This is a genomic window from Rhizobium centroccidentale (assembly GCF_030182565.1).
In the GTDB taxonomy this organism is placed as follows: Bacteria; Pseudomonadota; Alphaproteobacteria; order Rhizobiales; family Rhizobiaceae; genus Rhizobium.
In genome coordinates this window covers 121529-140464 of sequence record NZ_JAQJCG010000004.1, presented here as the reverse complement: position 1 = coordinate 140464, position 18936 = coordinate 121529, and the positions used below count along the sequence as shown (strand labels likewise).

Annotated in this window: 20 protein-coding genes; 5 read left to right on the top strand and 15 right to left on the bottom strand. The window is 60.0% G+C overall.

Annotated features, from left to right (window positions below; genetic code table 11):
* Positions 1-12 precede the first annotated feature (12 nt).
* Both PH562_RS07415 and PH562_RS07410 read right to left on the bottom strand, forming a co-directional pair.
* Positions 13-942 (bottom strand): sugar ABC transporter substrate-binding protein, encoded by a 930-nt coding sequence (locus tag PH562_RS07415; protein WP_285172429.1) that lies wholly within the window; start codon positions 940-942, stop codon positions 13-15.
* A 116-nt stretch (positions 943-1058) separates the two neighbouring features.
* Positions 1059-2039, bottom strand: coding sequence for an ABC transporter permease (locus PH562_RS07410; RefSeq protein WP_113229133.1), 981 nt, complete (start codon positions 2037-2039; stop codon positions 1059-1061).
* Positions 2040-2262: 223 nt separating this feature from the next.
* Here PH562_RS07410 and PH562_RS07405 point away from each other — a divergent pair, with 223 nt between their 5' ends.
* The 4 genes from PH562_RS07405 (at position 2263) to PH562_RS07390 (ending at position 6648) form a co-directional block, all read left to right on the top strand.
* The gene (locus PH562_RS07405) at positions 2263-3072 is read left to right on the top strand and encodes a transketolase (protein WP_285172637.1); all 810 of its coding nucleotides are present in this window, start codon (positions 2263-2265) and stop codon (positions 3070-3072) included.
* Positions 3072-4028, top strand: coding sequence for a transketolase family protein (locus PH562_RS07400; protein WP_285172426.1), 957 nt, complete (start codon positions 3072-3074; stop codon positions 4026-4028). Before PH562_RS07405 ends, PH562_RS07400 begins: the two co-directional genes overlap by 1 nt.
* Before the next feature lie 178 nt (positions 4029-4206).
* Positions 4207-5673, top strand: a complete 1467-nt coding sequence (locus tag PH562_RS07395) for an FGGY family carbohydrate kinase (RefSeq protein WP_285172636.1) — start codon at positions 4207-4209, stop codon at positions 5671-5673.
* 21 nt (positions 5674-5694) lie between these two features.
* Positions 5695-6648, top strand: coding sequence for a sugar-binding transcriptional regulator (locus PH562_RS07390; RefSeq protein WP_285172423.1), 954 nt, complete (start codon positions 5695-5697; stop codon positions 6646-6648).
* An 80-nt stretch (positions 6649-6728) separates the two neighbouring features.
* Here the strand turns inward: PH562_RS07390 and PH562_RS07385 are convergent, their stop codons facing one another.
* From PH562_RS07385 to PH562_RS07360, 6 genes are all read right to left on the bottom strand, one after another.
* A complete protein-coding gene (locus PH562_RS07385; RefSeq protein WP_285172421.1) occupies positions 6729-7403 on the bottom strand; it encodes a 4-carboxy-4-hydroxy-2-oxoadipate aldolase/oxaloacetate decarboxylase in 675 nt (224 codons plus the stop codon).
* Between the two features lie 96 nt (positions 7404-7499).
* On the bottom strand, positions 7500-8336 hold the full coding sequence (locus tag PH562_RS07380; protein WP_285172419.1) for an ABC transporter substrate-binding protein: 837 nt from the start codon (positions 8334-8336) through the stop codon (positions 7500-7502).
* 95 nt (positions 8337-8431) lie between these two features.
* Positions 8432-9202 (bottom strand): amino acid ABC transporter ATP-binding protein, encoded by a 771-nt coding sequence (locus tag PH562_RS07375; RefSeq protein ID WP_285172417.1) that lies wholly within the window; start codon positions 9200-9202, stop codon positions 8432-8434.
* Positions 9199-9957, bottom strand: coding sequence for an amino acid ABC transporter permease (locus PH562_RS07370; protein WP_113229126.1), 759 nt, complete (start codon positions 9955-9957; stop codon positions 9199-9201). Before PH562_RS07370 ends, PH562_RS07375 begins: the two co-directional genes overlap by 4 nt.
* Positions 9954-10661: an amino acid ABC transporter permease gene (locus PH562_RS07365; RefSeq protein ID WP_285172414.1), complete on the bottom strand. Its 708-nt coding sequence runs from the start codon at positions 10659-10661 to the stop codon at positions 9954-9956. The genes PH562_RS07370 and PH562_RS07365 overlap by 4 nt, the downstream gene beginning before the upstream one ends.
* Entirely contained in the window at positions 10658-11437 is a 780-nt protein-coding gene (locus PH562_RS07360; RefSeq protein ID WP_285172412.1) for an SDR family oxidoreductase, read from the bottom strand. Before PH562_RS07360 ends, PH562_RS07365 begins: the two co-directional genes overlap by 4 nt.
* A gap of 242 nt (positions 11438-11679) precedes the next feature.
* On the opposite strand from PH562_RS07360, the gene nac reads away from it, so the two are divergent.
* The gene (nac, locus tag PH562_RS07355; RefSeq protein ID WP_285172410.1) at positions 11680-12585 is read left to right on the top strand and encodes a nitrogen assimilation transcriptional regulator NAC; all 906 of its coding nucleotides are present in this window, start codon (positions 11680-11682) and stop codon (positions 12583-12585) included.
* Positions 12586-12651: 66 nt separating this feature from the next.
* Here nac and PH562_RS07350 read toward each other — a convergent pair whose 3' ends face one another.
* The 7 genes from PH562_RS07350 to PH562_RS07320 are packed head-to-tail and all read right to left on the bottom strand — an operon-like array spanning position 12652 to position 18641.
* The gene (locus PH562_RS07350) at positions 12652-13857 is read right to left on the bottom strand and encodes a pyridoxal phosphate-dependent aminotransferase (RefSeq protein WP_285172408.1); all 1206 of its coding nucleotides are present in this window, start codon (positions 13855-13857) and stop codon (positions 12652-12654) included.
* A gap of 47 nt (positions 13858-13904) precedes the next feature.
* Positions 13905-14672 (bottom strand): 5-oxoprolinase subunit PxpA, encoded by a 768-nt coding sequence (locus PH562_RS07345; RefSeq protein ID WP_285172405.1) that lies wholly within the window; start codon positions 14670-14672, stop codon positions 13905-13907.
* A gap of 31 nt (positions 14673-14703) precedes the next feature.
* On the bottom strand, positions 14704-15699 hold the full coding sequence (locus PH562_RS07340; RefSeq protein WP_285172403.1) for a 5-oxoprolinase subunit C family protein: 996 nt from the start codon (positions 15697-15699) through the stop codon (positions 14704-14706).
* Positions 15696-16403 (bottom strand): 5-oxoprolinase subunit PxpB, encoded by a 708-nt coding sequence (gene pxpB / locus PH562_RS07335; protein ID WP_285172401.1) that lies wholly within the window; start codon positions 16401-16403, stop codon positions 15696-15698. Before pxpB ends, PH562_RS07340 begins: the two co-directional genes overlap by 4 nt.
* The gene (locus PH562_RS07330; RefSeq protein WP_285172399.1) at positions 16400-16825 is read right to left on the bottom strand and encodes an acetyl-CoA carboxylase; all 426 of its coding nucleotides are present in this window, start codon (positions 16823-16825) and stop codon (positions 16400-16402) included. Before PH562_RS07330 ends, pxpB begins: the two co-directional genes overlap by 4 nt.
* Positions 16822-18204 (bottom strand): acetyl-CoA carboxylase biotin carboxylase subunit, encoded by a 1383-nt coding sequence (accC, locus tag PH562_RS07325; protein WP_285172397.1) that lies wholly within the window; start codon positions 18202-18204, stop codon positions 16822-16824. The genes PH562_RS07330 and accC overlap by 4 nt, the downstream gene beginning before the upstream one ends.
* A complete protein-coding gene (locus tag PH562_RS07320) occupies positions 18204-18641 on the bottom strand; it encodes an acetyl-CoA carboxylase biotin carboxyl carrier protein (RefSeq protein ID WP_285172391.1) in 438 nt (145 codons plus the stop codon). Before PH562_RS07320 ends, accC begins: the two co-directional genes overlap by 1 nt.
* Positions 18642-18936 lie beyond the last annotated feature (295 nt).

Below are 18936 nucleotides of genomic sequence, written 5' to 3'. Positions count from 1 at the left end.
ATTTCAGGACGATTACGGGTGGTTGGCGATGAAGCCGGCCACGTTTTCCTTGGTCGTCAGTGTGGCGTCCATGAGCTGCACCGCAGGCACCTTCTCGCCGGCGACGAGCTTGACGGCATTGGCGACCGCGTCGCGGCCCATCTTCTGCGTCTGCTGTGTCGCGGTCACGTCGAAAACACCCTTGCTGAGCGCTTCCAGAGCTGCCGTATCGCCGTCGAAGCCGCCGACAACGATCTTCTGGGATGGGTTTGCAACCTTGATCGCCTGTGCGGCGCCGAGCGCAAGTGCATCGGCCTGAGCAAATACGATCGATACATCCGGATTTGCCTGCAGCATGTTCTGCATGATCTGGAAGCCCTCGTCCTGGGCCCACATGTTGGAATATTGTTCGGCAACCACCTTCACGCCTGGATTTGCCTTCAGCGATTCAGCGCAACCCTTGCTGCGGTCGACTTCAGGCGTGGTGCCTTTCTGACCGTGGATGATCACCATCTTGCCCTTGCCGCCGGCCTGCTTGAGGATGTAGTCGCAAACGCCTTTGGCGGACGTGACGGAATCTGTTGCAAGGAAGGTGTCGCCAGGCGCGCCGTCGGCGTTGCGGTCGACGTTGACGACCGGAATACCGGCATTCTTGGCAAGCTTGACGGGAACGGTTGCAGCCGCGGCACCGGCCGGAATATAGATCAAGGCATCGATATTCTGGGTCAGCAGATCCTGGATCTGGTTGATCTGCGTCGGACCGTCGCCCTTGGCATCCACGGTCACGACCTGAATGCCACGCTTCTTGGCTTCATCCTCGACGGACTGCTTAATCTGGTTGAAGAAGTTTGCCTGCAGGTTTGCGACGGCCAGGCCGATCTTCTTGGTGTCTTTTGCCTGAACAGAGCCCAATGACATCGCCAGCACGGCGGCCGAGGCCAGAAGAATGCGCGCAAGTTTCATTTCATTTCCTCCTTTTTTTGTGAACCCTTGGGCTTATCCTCCCCCTCGGGCAAATGATCCGCTCCAAACCTTTCGGAGAGGAAATCGTTGGGATCCGCCGGACGCGGACCCGAATATCAGGCCCGCCGCCTGCGGATCGTTTCCGCACCGACCGCAAGTACGATGACGATGCCGATGATGACCTGCTGCAGGAATGGCGAGACGTTGAGCAGATTGAGGCCGTTGCGCAGGACTCCGATGATCAGGACGCCGATCAGCGTGCCGCCGATACCACCGGACCCACCGGAGAGCGAAGTGCCGCCAATGACGACGGCCGCAATCGTGTCGAGTTCGTATCCAAAGCCGCTGGACGGCTGAACGGAATCGAGACGAGCCGCCAGCACGATACCGGCCAGACCGGCGAGCACTGCGCTTGCGACATAGACCGCAATCGTCACGAGCTGGACATTGATGCCGGCAAGACGAGCCACTTCCGGATTGCCGCCCACGGCATAGAGCATGCGCCCCTCGGAGCGGAAGTGAAGGAACACCCAGGCCACGGCGACGACCGCGAGCATCAGGAAGACCGTTGCCGTCAGCACACCGAAATGCCGATCGATCGCGAGCATCATGAACCAGTCGGGAAATCCGACGATCTGCTGGCCGTCCGTGATCATGTTCGCGACGCCGCGCGCAGCCGACATCATCGCCAATGTCGCGATAAAGGCCGGGACCCTGAAAAGGGTGACGAGAAGTCCGACGATCAGTCCGCTTACCGCAGAGGCGACAAGTGCGACTGCAATCCCGGCTGCAAGCGGCAAGCCGGCAATATTTGCCGTCCAGCCCATGACCATCATGGCGAGCGCAAGAACAGAACCAACGGAAAGGTCGATGCCGCCGATCAGGATGACGAAGGTCATACCGACAGCCATGATTCCGAGCACGGTGATCTGATCGAGAATGTTGAGGCCGTTGCGGAGCGACAGAAACGCATCGGTGCTGAGGCTCAAGAAAACGCAAAGAGCGAGCAATCCGACAAGCGGTCCGGTCGCGCCGGCGAGCTTTCTCAGCCACGCCACGGACGGACGGCTGTGTTCATTGACGTCGATCGCCACCATCATTCCTCCCTGGGACCTGCGGCTAGCTGCCATGCCTGCCGGCTAGGTTTTCAAGCTAGAATATTTATTCACATATGCTGGAAAATTCATTACCAACTCGCCTTAGCCCTGTCAACCGAGTCTTTTCGGCCTGTTTTGACAACAAGCTCTCCATGGGGGCTTGACTAACGATCCTTCTGTGCAAAAATATAAACTAATGAATATTTATTCACACGAGGAAATGATGGAGCCTTCCGAACTTGAACGCGTTGCTCGCCAGATACGTCTGCGAGACCTCCAGGCAGTCTACGAGGCAGGGGCCGGACATGTCGGCGGCGAGATGTCCGTGATCGATCTCCTGACCGCACTGTATTTCCGCGTGCTGCGCATCTGGCCGGATCAGCCGAGACATCCCGATCGGGACAGGTTTGTGCTGTCGAAGGGACATACGGCATGCGCGCTCTACGTCACTCTGGCAAAACGCGGTTTCATTCCGGAAGACGAAATCTCGACGTTCCTGAAGCCGCATTCGCGGCTCAATGGCCACCCCAATTGCAACAAGGTGCCGGGCGTCGAAACCAATACTGGTCCTCTTGGGCACGGCCTGCCGGTTGCGGTTGGCATGGCCAAGGCGGCGAAACTATCGGGCGCCGGCTATCATACCTATGTCATCACCGGCGACGGCGAGATGCAAGAAGGCTCCAACTGGGAAGCGATCATGGCCGCGGCGCAGTTCCGGCTTGATAACCTCACCCTAGTTGTCGACCACAACCGTTTCCAGCAAGGTGCCGCGCTCTCGGATACGAATGATATCGCGCCGCTTCGCCCGAAGCTCGAAGCCTTTGGCTGGGAGGTTACCGAAATCGACGGCAACAACATGCATAAGGTCGTCCCGGCGCTCGAACACCGAAGCGACCGTCCCCACTGCATCGTGGCCCACACCAACAAGGGGCATGGAATCTCCTTCATGCAGGATCGTGTCGACTGGCACCACAAGGTTCCGAATAAAGAACAATACGAAGTCGCATTGGCAGAATTGTCGGAGGCACTTTAATGAACGCGCCTGTGAATGCACCCAAGCTCCATGACTGCCGAGACGCTTTCGCATCGACCCTCGAGCGCCTCGCGGCCGAGAATGAAACGATCGTCGCAGTCTGCAACGATTCGGTCGGATCCTCGAAGCTTGGCGGCTTCAAGTCGAAATTCCCCGATCGCCTGGTCAATGTCGGCATCGCCGAGCAGAACATGGTCGGCGTCGGCGCGGGCCTGGCCAATGGCGGACGCCTCCCCTATGTCTGCGGCGCCTCGCCGTTCCTTACAGGTAGATCGCTCGAGCAGATCAAGGCCGACATCTCCTACTCGAATGCCAACGTCAAGCTTGTCGGCATTTCGTCCGGAATGGCCTATGGCGAGCTCGGTCCGACCCATCACTCGATCGAGGACTTCGCCTGGACGCGCGTTCTGCCCAACCTCCCCGTGATCGCGCCTTGCGACCGCATCGAGACGGCGGCGGCGGTGGAGTGGGCAGCAAATTACAATGGCCCCTGCTTCCTGCGCCTGTCGCGGGTCGGCGTGCCCGACCTCCTGCCGGAAGGCCACAAGTTCGAGCTTGGAAAGGCCAATCTCCTGCGTGAAGGTTCCGATGTCACGCTCATCGCAAACGGAACGTTGACCCATCGCATGGTGAAGGCCGCCGAGTTTCTCGCGCAACGCGGCATAGAGGCCAGAGTGCTCAATCTCGCCACGGTTCGCCCGATCGACGAGGATGCCATCATTGCGGCCGCCAGGGAAACCGGCGCGATCGTGACCGCGGAAGAACATTCGATCTTTGGCGGGCTGGGATCGGCCGTGGCTGAGGTTGTCGTCGACAACGTCCCCGTCCCGATGACGCGCCTCGGCGTTCCCGGCATCTACGCGCCGACCGGATCGGCCGAATTCCTGCTCGACGAATTCGGCATGGCCCCGTCGGCTATTGCGGACGCCGCGCAAGCGCTTATCAAGCGCAAATAGACGAACAGCACGCATTCAAGCCGGGGCGGCTTGTCGCCCCCGCCTTATCGTGAGAGCCGGATGATTTTAGGCCGAATCGGCCTAAAATCTGAATCCGCTCCAAAATCAAAGAAGTAGAGCATGACGCCGCCCGAGAACCGCTTACATGTTTCGGCACCATGCTTCGGTGGAGGATATGATGCGGGCCATTCTGGCAATCGACCAGGGAACCACCAATTCCAAGGCGGTACTGGTCTCCGAGAACGGAGACATCATTGCCAGAGGCTCGGCTCCGGTAGGCATCTCCTATCCGCAGCCCGGTTGGGTCGAGCAGGATCCCGATCGGATTTACGCATCCGTCTGTGAAGCGATCGCACTATGCCTGCAAGGCGCGCCCGACGCGACAATCGAAGCGATAGCAATCTCCAATCAACGGGAATCCGTCACCATTTGGGATGCCGAAACGGGCAAAGCGCTTGGACCGGTGTTGAGCTGGCAATGCCGGCGCACGGCGCCGGACTGCGAACGTCTCATCGCGGATGGACATCTCAAGCGCGTGGAGGCGCTGACCGGCCTCCCCCTTGATCCCATGTTTCCCGGCCCGAAATTCCGATGGCTTCTCGATCGGGTCGCGCACGGAGAAAAGGTCCGCATCGGCACGATCGACAGCTGGCTCATTCACTGCCTCACCGGCCGTCGCAAGCATGTCTGCGATGCTTCAAATGCCGCGCGAAGCCAGTTGTTCGACCTTGAGGCCCAAGCCTGGAGCAGGGAATTGGGCGCGATTTTCGGGGTCGATATCCGGCTCCTTCCGGAAGTGCTCGACAGCTCCTCGGACTTCGGAACGACGCTTGGTCTTGCCGGCGTTCCGGACGGCACGCCAATCAGGTCGGCCATCGGCGACAGCCACGCAGCATTGTTTGGCCACGGAGCCTTCAAGCCGGGCGACGGCAAGGCGACCTTCGGAACGGGCTCGTCCGTCATGACCACTCTTCCGCGCTTCATCGCACCGCGCAATGGCATCACCACAACAGTCGCCTGGCGCATCGCCGGACAACCGACCTTCGCATTCGAAGGCAATATCCTCGTGTGCGCCGCGAGCCTGCCATGGATGGCCGGCATCCTGGGCCTTCCGGACGTTGCCTCCCTTGTCGATCTGGCGGCAACCGCCGAGCCTGATGGCCCGGGCTTCGTGCCCGCCTTCGTCGGGCTGGGCGCACCTTACTGGAATTCCGACGCCCGCGCACTTTTCTCGCAGATCAACTTCAGCACCACCCGCGCGCAGATGGCGCGCTCGGTCACCGACTCGATCGCTTTCCAGGTTCATGACGTGATTGCAGCGATGCAGGCACAGAGCGGTGGCGATCTCGGCATGCTTTACGTCGACGGCGGCCCGAGCCAGAACCGCTTTCTCATGCAGTGCGTATCAAACCTGGTAAAACACGCTGTCATCCAGTGCGAGGCACCGGAAGCGTCGGCGCTTGGGGCAGCCTATCTTGCAGGTCTTTCGATAGGCTTGTGGCCGGATCTCGATGCCATCACGGCGCTTCCGAGAAACAATAAGGTTATCGAGCCGGAAAACATCGATAGTACGGACCTCCTGAACAGGTGGAATGATGCGCTGGCCCGCTCGACGTTGCGCACAACTCCGGTTAAAGGTGAATAAAAATTCACCCCGGGATCAACGATGGCTCGCCTTAACGAACTCCGCCTGATTTCAAGAGTTGCCCAGATGTACCACATAGAGGGCAAGCGGCAGGCGGACATCGCACAGCACCTTCGCCTGTCGCAGGCAACCGTGTCGCGAATGCTGAAGCGGGCCGAGGCGGAAGACATCGTGCGTACAAGCGTCATTCCGCCCGTGGGCACCTATAGCGATCTCGAAGGAGCGCTGCGCGAGAAATACGGTCTCCCCGAGGCGATTGTCGTCGAATGCACGGAGGATCGCGACGGTGCCATTATGGCCCGGATCGGCGAAGCTGCCGCACATCTTCTGGAGGTGACGCTTGCGCCCGGCGAAATCATCGGCGTGTCGAGCTGGAGCCAGACGATCTTCCGGATGGTGGAAAACATTCATCCGCAGAAGAGCGCACAAGCCAAGTACGTCGTCCAGACGCTTGGCGGCATGGGCGACCCGTCGGTCCAAACCCATGCCACCCAGCTGACCACCCGCCTCGCCCGACTGACCGGCGCCGAGCCGAAGCTTCTTCCAGTACAGGGCGTCACGACCTCCCGCGAGGCCAAGCTTTTGATGCAGTCGGATCCGTTCGTGCGGGAGACCATGGATCTCTTCGGCAGCATCACGCTCGCTATCGTCGGCATCGGCGCCGTCGAGCCATCGGAACTGCTGGCGAGATCCGGCAATATCTTCTCGTCGCGAGAGCTCGCCGATCTTGCCGAGGCAGGTGCCGTCGGCGATATATCGCTGCGGTTCTTCAACAAGGACGGCAAGCCTGTGAAGACGCCGCTCGACGAGCGCGTCATCGGCTTCCCGCTTGAAGATCTCGAACGGGTCGATCGGGTCATCGCGCTTGCCGGCGGAGCGAAGAAGACCGCGGCAATCGCCGGCGCCCTGAGGATTGGAGTTATCGATACGCTGATAACGGACAAGTTCAGCGCCGAGCGCCTTATAGAGTCATAGGCGGCCACGGCGGCGGCAATCTGCCGCCAATGGAATCGCCACCTATGCGGTTGGCTGTAGAAACTTCAAACGCCGGCCGCTCAGATATCTACGATAAGGCCTTTAGCCTTCAGCACGGGTTCAAGCTTGCTGACTTCGATGACCGATTTTCCTTGCTTATAGGCCTCGATGTATCCGGCCTCGGCCTCATCGCGAGCCTGTGAGAGCCGGGCGACCTCCTGCGCCTCCTCCTGGCGAACGATGACCAGTCCGTCGGCGTCGCCAATGACGATGTCGCCGGGATTGATGATCTCTCCGCCAACGATGACCGAATCGTTGACGGCAGCAATCGTTTCCTTGACCGTGCCCTTGATGCAGACACTGAGCGAGAAGACCGGAAATCCGAGCTCTCTCAGCTGCAGCGTATCACGCACGCCGGTATCGGTCACCAGGCCGCCAATGCCCTTGGCAAGGCAGGCATTGGCGAGCACATCGCCGAAGGAGCCGGCTTCCTCATATTCGCCCGCGGAGACGACGATGATATCGCCCGGCTTGGCGAAGTTGATCGCAAGCTGCAGCATGATGTTGTCGCGCGGCGCGCATTTCACCGTGAACGCCGGGCCACATAGCTTCATGCGATAATCCACGGGCTTCAGCCGCGAGGACAGCGCACCACGGCGACCTTGAGCCTCATGGATCGTTGCAGGCGAAAATTTGGCGAGTGCGTCGATGTCGGCCTTGCTTGGGCGCTTGGCAATATCTTTGATGTGGGTCACGGAAACCTCCCATGGTTAAGCCGGCGGCGGGCGCCCCCACCGCCTGTTATCAATGACAATTTTGATGGATGAACTGACCGGCTAAGCGGCCCGTCGTCAGGGGATAGGGTCGAACTTCAATTCGGTGATGGGGACGACCTTTTCGGTACGGGTCATTTTGTACTCGGTGTTCGGACCGAGCCATTTTTGCCAGATCTTGTTGATCTCGCCTTTACCGTCGAGCGTGTGCAGGATTTCGTTGATCTTTGCGGTCAGCGCAGGCTGATCCTTTTGCATACCGATGCCAACCGGCTCCAGCAACATGGGTTCGTCGATCATGCGCATCTGTTTGCCCTTCGTCTTGGATTCGTTGACAAGCAGCGTCGTCGTCATGGTGTTGGCGACGAGACCGCGCGCCTTGCCCTGCTGAACGGCGAGATAGGCAGACCCGGTATCCTGGAAGGTCAGCGGATCGGACTTGTTGAGCTTGATCGCCAGCTCCGAAGTCGAGCCCTTGGTCGAGGCAAGACGCTTGCCTTCGAAATCGGCCTTGGTCTTGCCTGCGTCATCCGCCGGAACAATCAGCATTTCCTTGGCGATATAATAGGGATCGCTGAACTGGATTTGTTCTGCGCGGCTCAGCGTATAGGCAAGGTTGGCAACCGTGATATCGACGCGGCCAAGCTTTACTTCGGGAACACGCGCCTCAACCGAGATCGGCTTGATCTCGGCTTTCACATCGAGTTCATTTGCAATCGCCCGGCACAGATCGACATCGAAGCCGACCATTTCTCTGGTTTTCGCGTCGGGCGAGGAAAACGGTGGCACGTCCGCATAGGTCGCGCAGCGCAGCGTCTTTGCCGACATGATGGTGTCAAGCTGATCCGCCTTGGCCGGCAGGGCAATGGCGGCGCCGGAAAGCGCCAATGTCACGGCAAGATATTTCCAGTCCATAGCTGTTCTCCTTGTTATTGATTTGTGGTGCTCTATCTCTTTGTTTTCACGCAATTCCGGACGGAAAACCGCTGCGCACTTTTCCTGGAATTGCCCTAATGGCGCAGATCCGAAAGAAAGCGCTGAGCTCTGGGATGACGGGGGCTCTTGAAAAACTCCTCGGGAGGTGCGGTCTCCAGGATCTCACCGGCGTCGATGAACCAGATCCGGTCGGCCACATCGCGGGCAAAGCCCATTTCATGGGTGACGCAGAGCATGGTCATTCCTTCCGCCGCCAGGCTTTTCATGACGCTGAGCACTTCGCCGACCATTTCGGGATCAAGCGCGCTCGTCGGCTCGTCGAAGAGCATGACCGGCGGCTCCATCGCGAGCGCGCGGGCAATGGCCACGCGCTGCTGCTGGCCGCCTGAAAGCTGGCCCGGATAGGCATTCGCCTTGTCGGCAAGACCGACGCGATCAAGCAGTGCGAGCGCCTTGTCGCGCGCCACTTTCGCCGGCACGCCTTTGACCCGGATCGGCGACATGGAAACATTGTCGACGACGGACAAATGGGGAAACAGGTTGAAATTCTGAAAGACGAAGCCGATCCGGCTGCGCAGCCGATTGAGCTCGGCAGCGCTCATCGCGGCATGAATATTTTTTCCCTCGAAATCTATCGAACCGCTATTGATCTCTTCCAGCCGGTTGATCGTGCGGATCAGGGTCGACTTGCCGGAGCCGGACGGTCCGCAAATGACGACGACTTCGCCGCGGCTGACATCGGCATTGATGTTGTTCAACACCTGGTAATGTCCGTAGCTCTTGCAGACCGCATGAAGACGGATCTCCCGAGCGCCGTCCTGCGGTGCGGAAACTGGGATGCTCATAGCTGCTCCGTGAATGTTTTTAAGGGAACGACGTCGCTGCGCAGGCGTATCTTCCGTGGCCCGGCTCGCCGGCGGGCAATTCGCCGTTCGACACTGTTTGCGACATGCGTCAGGCTCCAGCAGAGCGCATAGTAGACAACGGCCAGGATGAAAAAGACTTGGAAGGGTTGCGACAGCAACTGGTTGTTCACCTGACTTGCCGCGAAAGTCAGATCCGGCACGTTGATGATGTAGCCAAGCGTCGTGTCTTTGATCGTCGAAACGAACGTCGAGATCATGCTCGGGATCATGTTGTAGAGCGCCTGCGGCAGGATCACGAAACGCATCGCGCCGATGTAACCGTGGCCAAGCGCTCTCGCAGCATCCATCTGCCCCTGGCCGAGCGAGACGATGCCGGCCCGCACGACCTCGCTTAAGAACGCGCCCTCATAGATCACAAGCGTTACCAGCATGATCAGGAAGCTCGGGACATCCGCCCCTGTCCATAGCGGAACGATGAAATAGCACCAGAGGATCAGCATCAGCAGCGGAACGCCGCGCGTGATGTAGACGAGGCCGGTTGCGGGCCATCTGAGGACTGCCCATTTGGAAAGACGGGCCATGGCTAGCAGTATGCTGACGGGAAATGCGAGTGCGATGGCCAGCGCTGAAAGGATCAGCGTATTGGTAAGGCCGCCCAGCGGGCCATTGGGATACTGGCCGATCAGCAGCAGAAGCCAATAATCATGGATGATCTTGATGATATCCTGGATCACACGCGCGCCCTCCGCACCGGATCGCTGCGCAGCGAGATATATGCGCCGAAGGCCATGATGATGAGGGAGAAGAACAGGTAGATGACCGTACCGATCAGATAGATCTCAAAGGTCCTGAAACTGACATTGTCGATTTCCTTGACGGCGTGTGTAAGCTCTGACGCACCGACGACGATTGCGAGACTGCTGTTCTTGAACAAGGAAACGCTGTGATTGATGAGCGGCGGCAGAGCATTGCGCACGCCCTGGGGCAGGATGACGAAACGCATGGCCGAGATGTAGCCATGCCCGAGCGCTTTGGCGGCTTCCATCTGTCCTGGGCTGACTGACCGCAGCCCAGAGCGCAAATCCTCGCTGAAATAGGCGGCCTGGCACAGGCCCAGACCTATGATGGCAAAGATCGCCTCGGCATTGTGATCGGCCAGCCAGTCGGTGATGCCTTGCGGCATCAGCGTATAGATCCCGAAATACCAGAACATCAGCTGCACAAGCGTCGGCACGTTGCGATGATAGGAGACGTAAGCTTTCACAATCGGATCACCGATGCGAAGCGGCGAGACGCGAAGGGCAAAAAGCAGAATGGCCAGCGTCATCGCAAGGAGCCAGGAGCCGATATAGATGACGAAAGTCATCTCGATGCCCTGCAAAAGCATCGCAACGTAGTCCGGATTCCTCAGGATGGCCGATAGATCGAATCCGCTCACCGCTTTGCACCTTCCGCATCATAGGTGGCGGCGGAGGTCTCGGGCTTTGCCGTTTGCAGGCCGCCCATCACCTGCAATGTCGGGGTGATCTCCATGTGGCCGATATTGATTGCGATCGGCGCTGAAATCGCAAAGGCGATCGCATCTGCGATATCGGCCGCCTGCGGCAGCTCGAACCCGTCGATGAAACGCTCGCGCACGCTCGGGTCATCGCCATGGACGTGGTTGAAGATATCGGTCGCGACGCGGCCGGGGCAGATCTCGGTGACCCGGACACGCTTGCCGAATGCGTCGATGCGCAGCTGGTTCGACAGCATGGCAACGCCAGCCTTGACGGCATGGTAAGTGGAATTGCCGCCGAAATTGTAGTTTCCGGCGATCGAGGAGATATTGACGACATGCCCGCGGTCGCGAGCAACCATCCCCGGCACGACCAGACGGCAGATGTGCAGCACGGCGCGAAGATTGACGTCGATGAGGAGATCGATGTCCTCTTCATCCGCCTGAAGGAATTTCTTCGGCCGGTCAACGCCGGCATTATTGACCAGAATGTCGAACTCTATGCTGCTCGCAAGAGCGGCGATTGCGGTACGATCCGTGACATCGATGACGTGTGCGATGCATCCCGTGCGCTCGGCCAGTTCCTTCAGAGCACCGGCGCTGCGCGCGATCGCATGCACTTCGATACCCTCGCGGCAAAACCGCTCGACCACTGCGGCACCGATACCGGAGGAAGCGCCGGTGACCAGCGCGGTCTTGTAATCGGAGAATGGCATTATGATCCCCTTTTTGTTGGTGTGGACATTAGCGGAGCTTCAACTCCTTGCCTAAGACCGATTACTTTTGGAGTAATAAGCAAGTTTTATGGAGACGTGCCGGCCGCCAGCGAGCCGGCTAAAGCCGAGGGTCATCGCGCCACTTTTGCAACGATCCGCAGGGATTGGCGACATCATCCCGCGTTGCAAAACAGATCCGTGTCTGCAAACATGCCCGGCAAGGAAAGAACAGTACGAATGCCATGGATATCAGACGTTTCAAATCCTTCATCGCCATCGTCGATAGCGGCAGCATTACGCGGGCCGCCGATATCCTGCATCTCGCCCAGCCGGCTCTGAGCCAGCAATTGGCGGCGCTCGAGGAACATTTCGGCCAAAAGCTCCTGATCCGAAGCCAGCAGGGCGTCAGCATGACCGATGCCGGACACGCGGTTTATCGGCACGCACAGATCATTCTGCGCCAGATGGAACAGGCGCAAGCCGATGCCGCCGCCGCCGGCAATTCGCTTGCGGGGCGCGTCTCGGTCGGCCTCGTACCCTTCAGCAGCGCCGCCACGCTTTCCGTCGATCTTCTGGCGGAGACACGGAAGAGACACCCCGGAATCCTGCTTCATCTGACGGAGAGCGTCGGTCAGACCTATAGCCAGATGATCATGAACGGTCGGCTGGAAATGGCATTGATCCACGGCACGGGGCCGATCAAGGGCGTGCGGTTCGAGCCGGTCCTGAGGGAGGAATTCTACCTCGTAGCCCATCGCAATTTCGCGATCGATCCGGATCAGAAGCCCGTGCCGGTCAGTGCCCTGGACGGCATGCCGATGCTGTTGCCGCCGACTTACAATTTCGTGCGTCGCGCCGTCGATGCCGCTTTCACGCGCAGCCGGATCAATCTCAAGGTGGTGGCCGAAGTCGAAATCGTTAGAACCTTGGGTCGCGCCGTCGGCAGCGGACTTGGCGCGACCATCATGCCGAAGGCGATCGCCGACCGCATCGTCTCGGAATCGAGCGAGCCTCTTGTCTGCCGGCTGATTTCGCCGCGGATCGAGGAAACGCTGTCGCTTTGCACGTCCGATCAGAACTCGTTGTCGGAGCCGGCATTCGCCGTGAAGGACATCCTCGTCGAACTGACCGAGCAGTTGAAAGTGTAAAGCTTAGGGGCGGACGCCAACGGCCTGCGACCCGGAAACCGGGCCGGAGGCGCGCGTGGTTGCCGCTCAACGCATATCGCGGCAGAACTCGGCGATACGGGCGCAGCCCTCGCCAAGCTTTTCCATGCTCGTCGCATAGGAGATGCGGAAATAGGGGCTCATGCCGTAAGCGGAGCCTTGCACGGTCGCGACATGGTGCTCATCGACCAGCGCCATGACGAAATCGACATCAGTCTCGATCTTGCGTCCGCCTCTGGTGGTCTTGCCGATCAGGCCGGATATGTTGGGATAGATGTAGAAGGCGCCTTCCGGCTTGTGGCAACGCAGTCCCTCGACCTTCGACAGTTGGTCGAGCACGAAGTCGCGTCTTTCCCTGTAGATCGCCGCCCGCTCCTTCAGGAGATCCTGCGGCCCGTCCAGCGCTGCGATCGCCGCTGCCTGGGTGACGGTTGCGATACCGCCGCTGTTCTGACCGTTGACGTTGCTGATCGCGGCAATCAATTCCTTCGATCCGCTGGCGCAGTATCCCAAGCGCCAGCCGGTCATGGCATAGGCCTTGGAGACACCGTTCATCGTCAGGACCCGCTCGTAGAGCCTGGGTTCGGCATCGGCGATCGTGCAGAATTCGAACCCGTCATAGACCAGATGCTCGTAGATATCATCGGTGAGGATCCAGACGTCCGGATGGCGCAGCATGACTTCAGCGATCGCGGCCATGTCCGCGCGCGAGCAGGCGGCACCCGTCGGATTGTTCGGGAAATTCAGGAGCAGCCATTTGGTGCGCGGCGTGATCGCAGCCTCAAGGTCTTCCGGACGCAGCTTGAACCCGGCCTGCTCGAAGCAGGGGACGGCGACCGGGACGCCGCCGGCAAACTTGACGATGTCGGCGTAGCTGACCCAGGACGGCGTGGGAATGACAACCTCGTCGCCTGGATTGCAGGTGGCCAGCATCGCGTTGAAAATCACCTGCTTGCCGCCGCCGGAAACGACGATCTGGCTTGCATCATAATCGAGATTGTTGTCGCGCTTGAACTTTCTGCTGATCGCAGCCTTCAGCGCCGGCGTGCCATCCATCGGCGGATATTTGGTGTCCCCGCCAAGTGCGGCCGCATGCGCTGCCTCGATCGCGTGGGCGGGCGTCAAGAAATCCGGCTCGCCGGATGAGAGGCTGACAACCTTGATGCCCTTGGCGGCCAGTTCGCGGGCGCGTTGGGTCATGGCGGCGGAGGCAGAGATGGAAACATTCTTGAGACGGTCGGCTGTAGAAGGCATTGGCATGATCTTTCGCTGAAAAATGAAAACTTGAGGGCCGGAGGCGATCAGGACGCAAGCTCGGCTGCAGGCGCCAGCGTGGCGCCCGAAGCCTCGATTTCGCTGCGGATGATGCGGGCAAGCTCCAGCGAACCGGGCGTATCGCTATGCACGAGGATCGATCTCGCCGGCATCTGAAGTGCGGAGCCGTCGATCGCTTCGACGGTTTGGTCGATCAGGAAACGGCGTACCCGCGCCCGGACCAAAGCCTCGTCCTTGACCAGCGCGCCCGGCAGGCCACGGGCGACGAGCCTACCGCCGGCATCATAGGCGCGGTCGGCCAGAAACAGCGCCAGCGTCTTGAGTTTCGCGCGCTTTGCCGCCTTTTCGATTTCACTGTCAGGAGTAACAAAAACGACGAGGCGCGGATCGACGATAGCAATGGCATTCATTATCAGATCGGCGAGCGCTGGATCGCGATTGACCATATTGCCCATGGCCGCATGAAAGCTGAAATGTCCGACGGTCATGCCCTCGCTCCTGGCGATCGCAATCAGCGCGCCGAGCTGATAGAGCATCTGCTGGCGAAGCTCGTCCGGCTGGAAGGGCATCTCGCGCCGGCCGAAGCCGGATCGGTCCGGCAGGCCCGGATGCGCGCCGATACCCACGCCGTTCTCCTTTGCGAGGCGGACCATGCGCGCCATCGTCTCCGGGTCGCCGCCATGAAAGCCACAGGCGATGTTGGCAGATGAGACGACCGTCATCATCGCTTCGTCATCGCATAGCCGATAGGGGCCAAAACCCTCCCCCATGTCGGAATTCAGATCGATCTTCACCGCTTCCTCCCCTGGATCGTTGAAATTGTCGTCAGGCCATTGACTTCAAAGCATGCCTGACCATTTGCGACGTCCGCCTGACATCCTCGACATAGCGGGCAACAGCCTGCTCCACCGCGCGCGCCTCTGCATGTGTCGAGCGAACGAAGCGGAGCCGCGCGCCGATCCGAGCCTGACCGAGCCGCCACAGATCGCATTCGATGACGCCGGCAATCTTCGGATAACCGCCCGCGGTGTTGGCATCGCTCATCTGAATGATCGGCTCGCCGCCGGGCGGGACCTGCACCACCCCCGGCACCACGCCATGAGAACGCATCTCAACCGTCGCCATCGGCCTTATGGGTTGGCCGGACAGGCGATAGCCGGTGCGGTCGCTGCTTGACGATATGCGCCAGACCTGGCTCCAGAAGGCTTCTCCATCGGACGCGAACAACTCATGTTCGCCGGCGACGACCGCACGGACGGATAGAACACCGTCGACCGGAGCCGGAAAAACATCCTTTAACGCCACCGCAGGCTCGACGACGGCAAGACCACCTGCCGGCAGGGGGAGCGCATCGGCGGATGTGCCAAAATCAATCCGGTCGCCGTTGACGAGCGCTCGACCGGCATTGCCACCGAAGCCGCCGCGCAGGGAGGTGCTGCGCGAGCCCATGAGAACCGGCACATCCAACCCTCCACGGAACACGATGTAAGCGCGTGCTAACCTAGTCGGCTGCCTTAGCTCGAGGATCTGGCCAGCGTCGGCGACGTGGGTGCACCAGGCAATCAACTCCCGTCCGTCCAGCGTGGCGCCGCCATCCGCGCCCGTGACGGCAAAGATAGCACCCGTCCCAAACCGCAGTTTGAACGGAAAGGTCTGAACCTCTATGGCCGCCGCATTATCGTCGTTACCAACAAGGATATTGCCGATCTTCATGGCAAGAGGGTCCATCGCGCCGCTGGCTGTGACGCCGATGTCGCGATAGCCGGGGCGGCCAAGATCCTGGATCGTGTTGAATGGGCCGGTTTCGATGATCTCGATCATAGCTCGATCCTTGCCGGCAGGAAGCGCACGATATCGCCGGGCGCCATCAGGGCCGGTGTCGCCACGGTCGGATCGAACATCTGCAGCTCCGCATGGCCGAGGGAATTCCACCCGTTCGGACCCGTCAGCATCGCAACCCCCGTCTGCATTCCGCCGATCGTCACGCTGCCCTTCTCCATCCTGAGCGACGGAACGGTCTTGCGCGGCATGTAGATGCGCGGGTCGAGCCCGTGCAGGTAGCCGAAACCCGGGGCGCTTCCCAAGGCGAAGACGCGGTAGCTCGCCTCGTAGTGGATGCGCACGACCTCGCGGTCGCTCAAGCCGCAAAAATCGCAGATGGCGGGAAGATCGATTGCATAGGCGCCGCCATAGTGAACGGGGATTTCGATGATCTTTCCCGCCAGGTCGAGGCTCTCGGCCTTGTTCCATGCCTCAAGAAGCCGGTCCGTCACCAGTTCCGGGTCCTCAGGCGTCTCCTTGAAGATCGCCAGGAGATTGGTCATTCCGGGGATCACTTCCGCTATGTCAGCCCAGCTCTTGACCGTTTGCGCCAGAGCCCAGATCCACCGCTGCGCGGGCAGATCGAATTCGCCCGGTGCTTCGAGCAGGAAAGATCGGGTGCCGATGCAGGAAATCCTGGCACGGTCCTTGGTGGCAGGAACGATTTCGCGCGGTGACGTGACGGTGTTCGAAGCGGTAATCATGACAGCGGCTCGATTTCGAACAGGGGATCACCGAATCCGACCAGGGTTTCGGGCTCTGCCGATCGCCTGGCCAGCAAACCGGACCTGCCGGCTGGAATGGGAAGCAGGACGGAACCGATGCGAATAAAACCGATCACATCCCGGCTTGAGACGGTGCGAGGCAGCCGCTCGGCTCCGTTGGAATCCGAAGGATGCAAGGGATAGAAGTGACCCGCCATTGGCGCCTTGACCACCGCCACCGATGTCGCAGGCGCAGGCTGCGCGTTTCCTGTCAGGCTGATTTGGGCGCGCCCGGCCTTCGAGACCACGATGCGCAGATTGCCATCTGGTCGCGAAATTTCCAGGCCATCGACGCCTGCTGCCGTCAGTGCGTCGGCCAGAGCCGCGATGGTCGAAGGATCGCTAAAGTCGATCGCGCTCATGCCGCCCTCCTCTGCCGAAGCCATTGTTCCAGATAGTGGATATCCGTCTCACCGTGGGTAAACCCTTCATCCTCGAACAATGTGCGCAGCAGCGGCAGGTTGGTGGAAATCCCGTCTATCCGGGTGGCGGCAAGCGCCTCGCGCATCTTGGCCATCGCTTCCGCCCGTGTCGGCGCATGAACGATCAATTTGGCGATCAGGGAGTCATAATAAGGCGAGACCCGATAGCCGGCATGGATATGGGTATCGACCCGGATTCCCGGCCCTTCCGGCAGGGTTAATTCAGAGATCGTACCCGCCGAAGGCAGGAAACTTGCGGGGTCCTCGGCATTGATGCGGCATTCGAAGGAATGGCCGGCACATGCCACATCATCCTGGCGCATTTCGAGGGGAAGACCCTGGGCGACCATGATCTGTGCTTGGACGATATCGATCCCGCTGGTCATCTCGGTGACGGGATGTTCGACCTGCAGGCGCGTATTCATTTCGATGAAATAGAAGGCGCCATTCTCGTAGAGGAATTCGAAGGTTCCAACGCCACGGTAGCCGATCTGCCGGCAGGCCTCCACGCAAGCCAGACCTATAGGCCTAATCGTTTTCGAGGAAATCCCGGCCGCCGGGGCTTCTTCCACCACCTTCTGATGCCGGCGCTGCATGGAGCAATCGCGATGCCCGAGCCAGACGGCATTGCCATAGATATCGCAAAGCACCTGAATTTCGATGTGACGCGGATGCTGGAGGAATTTCTCCATATAGAGCGCCGGAGAGCCGAAGGCCTGACGAGCCTCTTCCCGTGTCAGGGCTATGGCCTCGTGCAGCTCGCTTGCGCCGGAGACCACGCGCATCCCCCTGCCGCCTCCGCCGCCTGTGGCCTTGATGATCACAGGAAAACCGATCTCCTCAGCGATCCGCTCGACCGAAGCCGGATCATCAGGAAGGGACGTGTCAGGGCCAGGCACGCAAGGTACGCCGGCAAGGATCATTGCCCGTTTTGCCGATATCTTGTCACCCATGGCCGCGATCGAGGACGCCTCGGGTCCGATGAATGCGAGGCCGGCTCTCTCGACGGCTTCGGAAAAGGCGGCGTTCTCGGACAGAAACCCGTAGCCGGGGTGGATCGCACCCGCCCCGGTCAACTGCGCGGCAAGGAGGATCGCATTTTGATTGAGATAGCTGCCGGCTGCATTCGAAGGACCGATGCACAGAAAGGTGTCGGCAGTCTTGCCATAAGGCGCCTGCCTGTCCGCTTCGGAGCAGATCGCGACCGTCTTCAGGCCGAGTTCGCGGCAGGCGCGCTGAATTCGCGCGGCGATTTCGCCCCGATTGGCGATCAGCACCGTGTCGAAACGTCGATCCGCCTTGTCGAAAGCTCCCGCCATCACGCGATCTCCGCCAGGACTTCGCCCGTCTCGACTTCGCCGCCATCTATGTCGGTAAGGTGCTCGATGCGGCCAGCGCGCGGAGCTGCGATCTTGTTGAAGACCTTCATCGCTTCGATGATGAAAAGCGTCTGCCCCTCCTCCACCATGTCGCCGATCTCAACGAAAGGCTCCTGGTCGGGTGCTGGCGCGCGGTGCAAGACGCCGAAGATCGGCGCCTTCACAATAATGGAGTCCTGCGATTTTCCCGAAACATCGCCGCCTAGTTCAGCGTGGCCAATTGCTGCGCTGGCAGACATCTGCGCTGAAGGAAACGAATCCGCCGGATTGGGCGTTCGGAAGATCCGAACCGTGACATCCTTTTCCGTTACCGTGAGTTCGGTAACGTTGGATCGTCCAACAAAATCGATCAGTGTTTTTATCTTCGACAGATCCATGCGAGAACTCGGTATTTCGGAGCACCTCCCGCAATCTAACGATGACAGCGTTTGGCTGACTTCCTCCCTACACGATGGCTCTCACGATGGGGTCAAAGGAACTTTTGATGACGCCGCTTTGCAGTCGATAAGACAGCTGCAGCCAATGGACGTATCGAACCCACATCGACGTCCTGCATTCCCGCCCGGCCGTCTGCGAGACGGCTGAGATAGGTCTTTCTAGAGCCGGATGATTTTAGGTCTGCTCGACCTAAAATCTGAATCCGCTCTGGCATCAAAGAAGTAGAGCGTGATG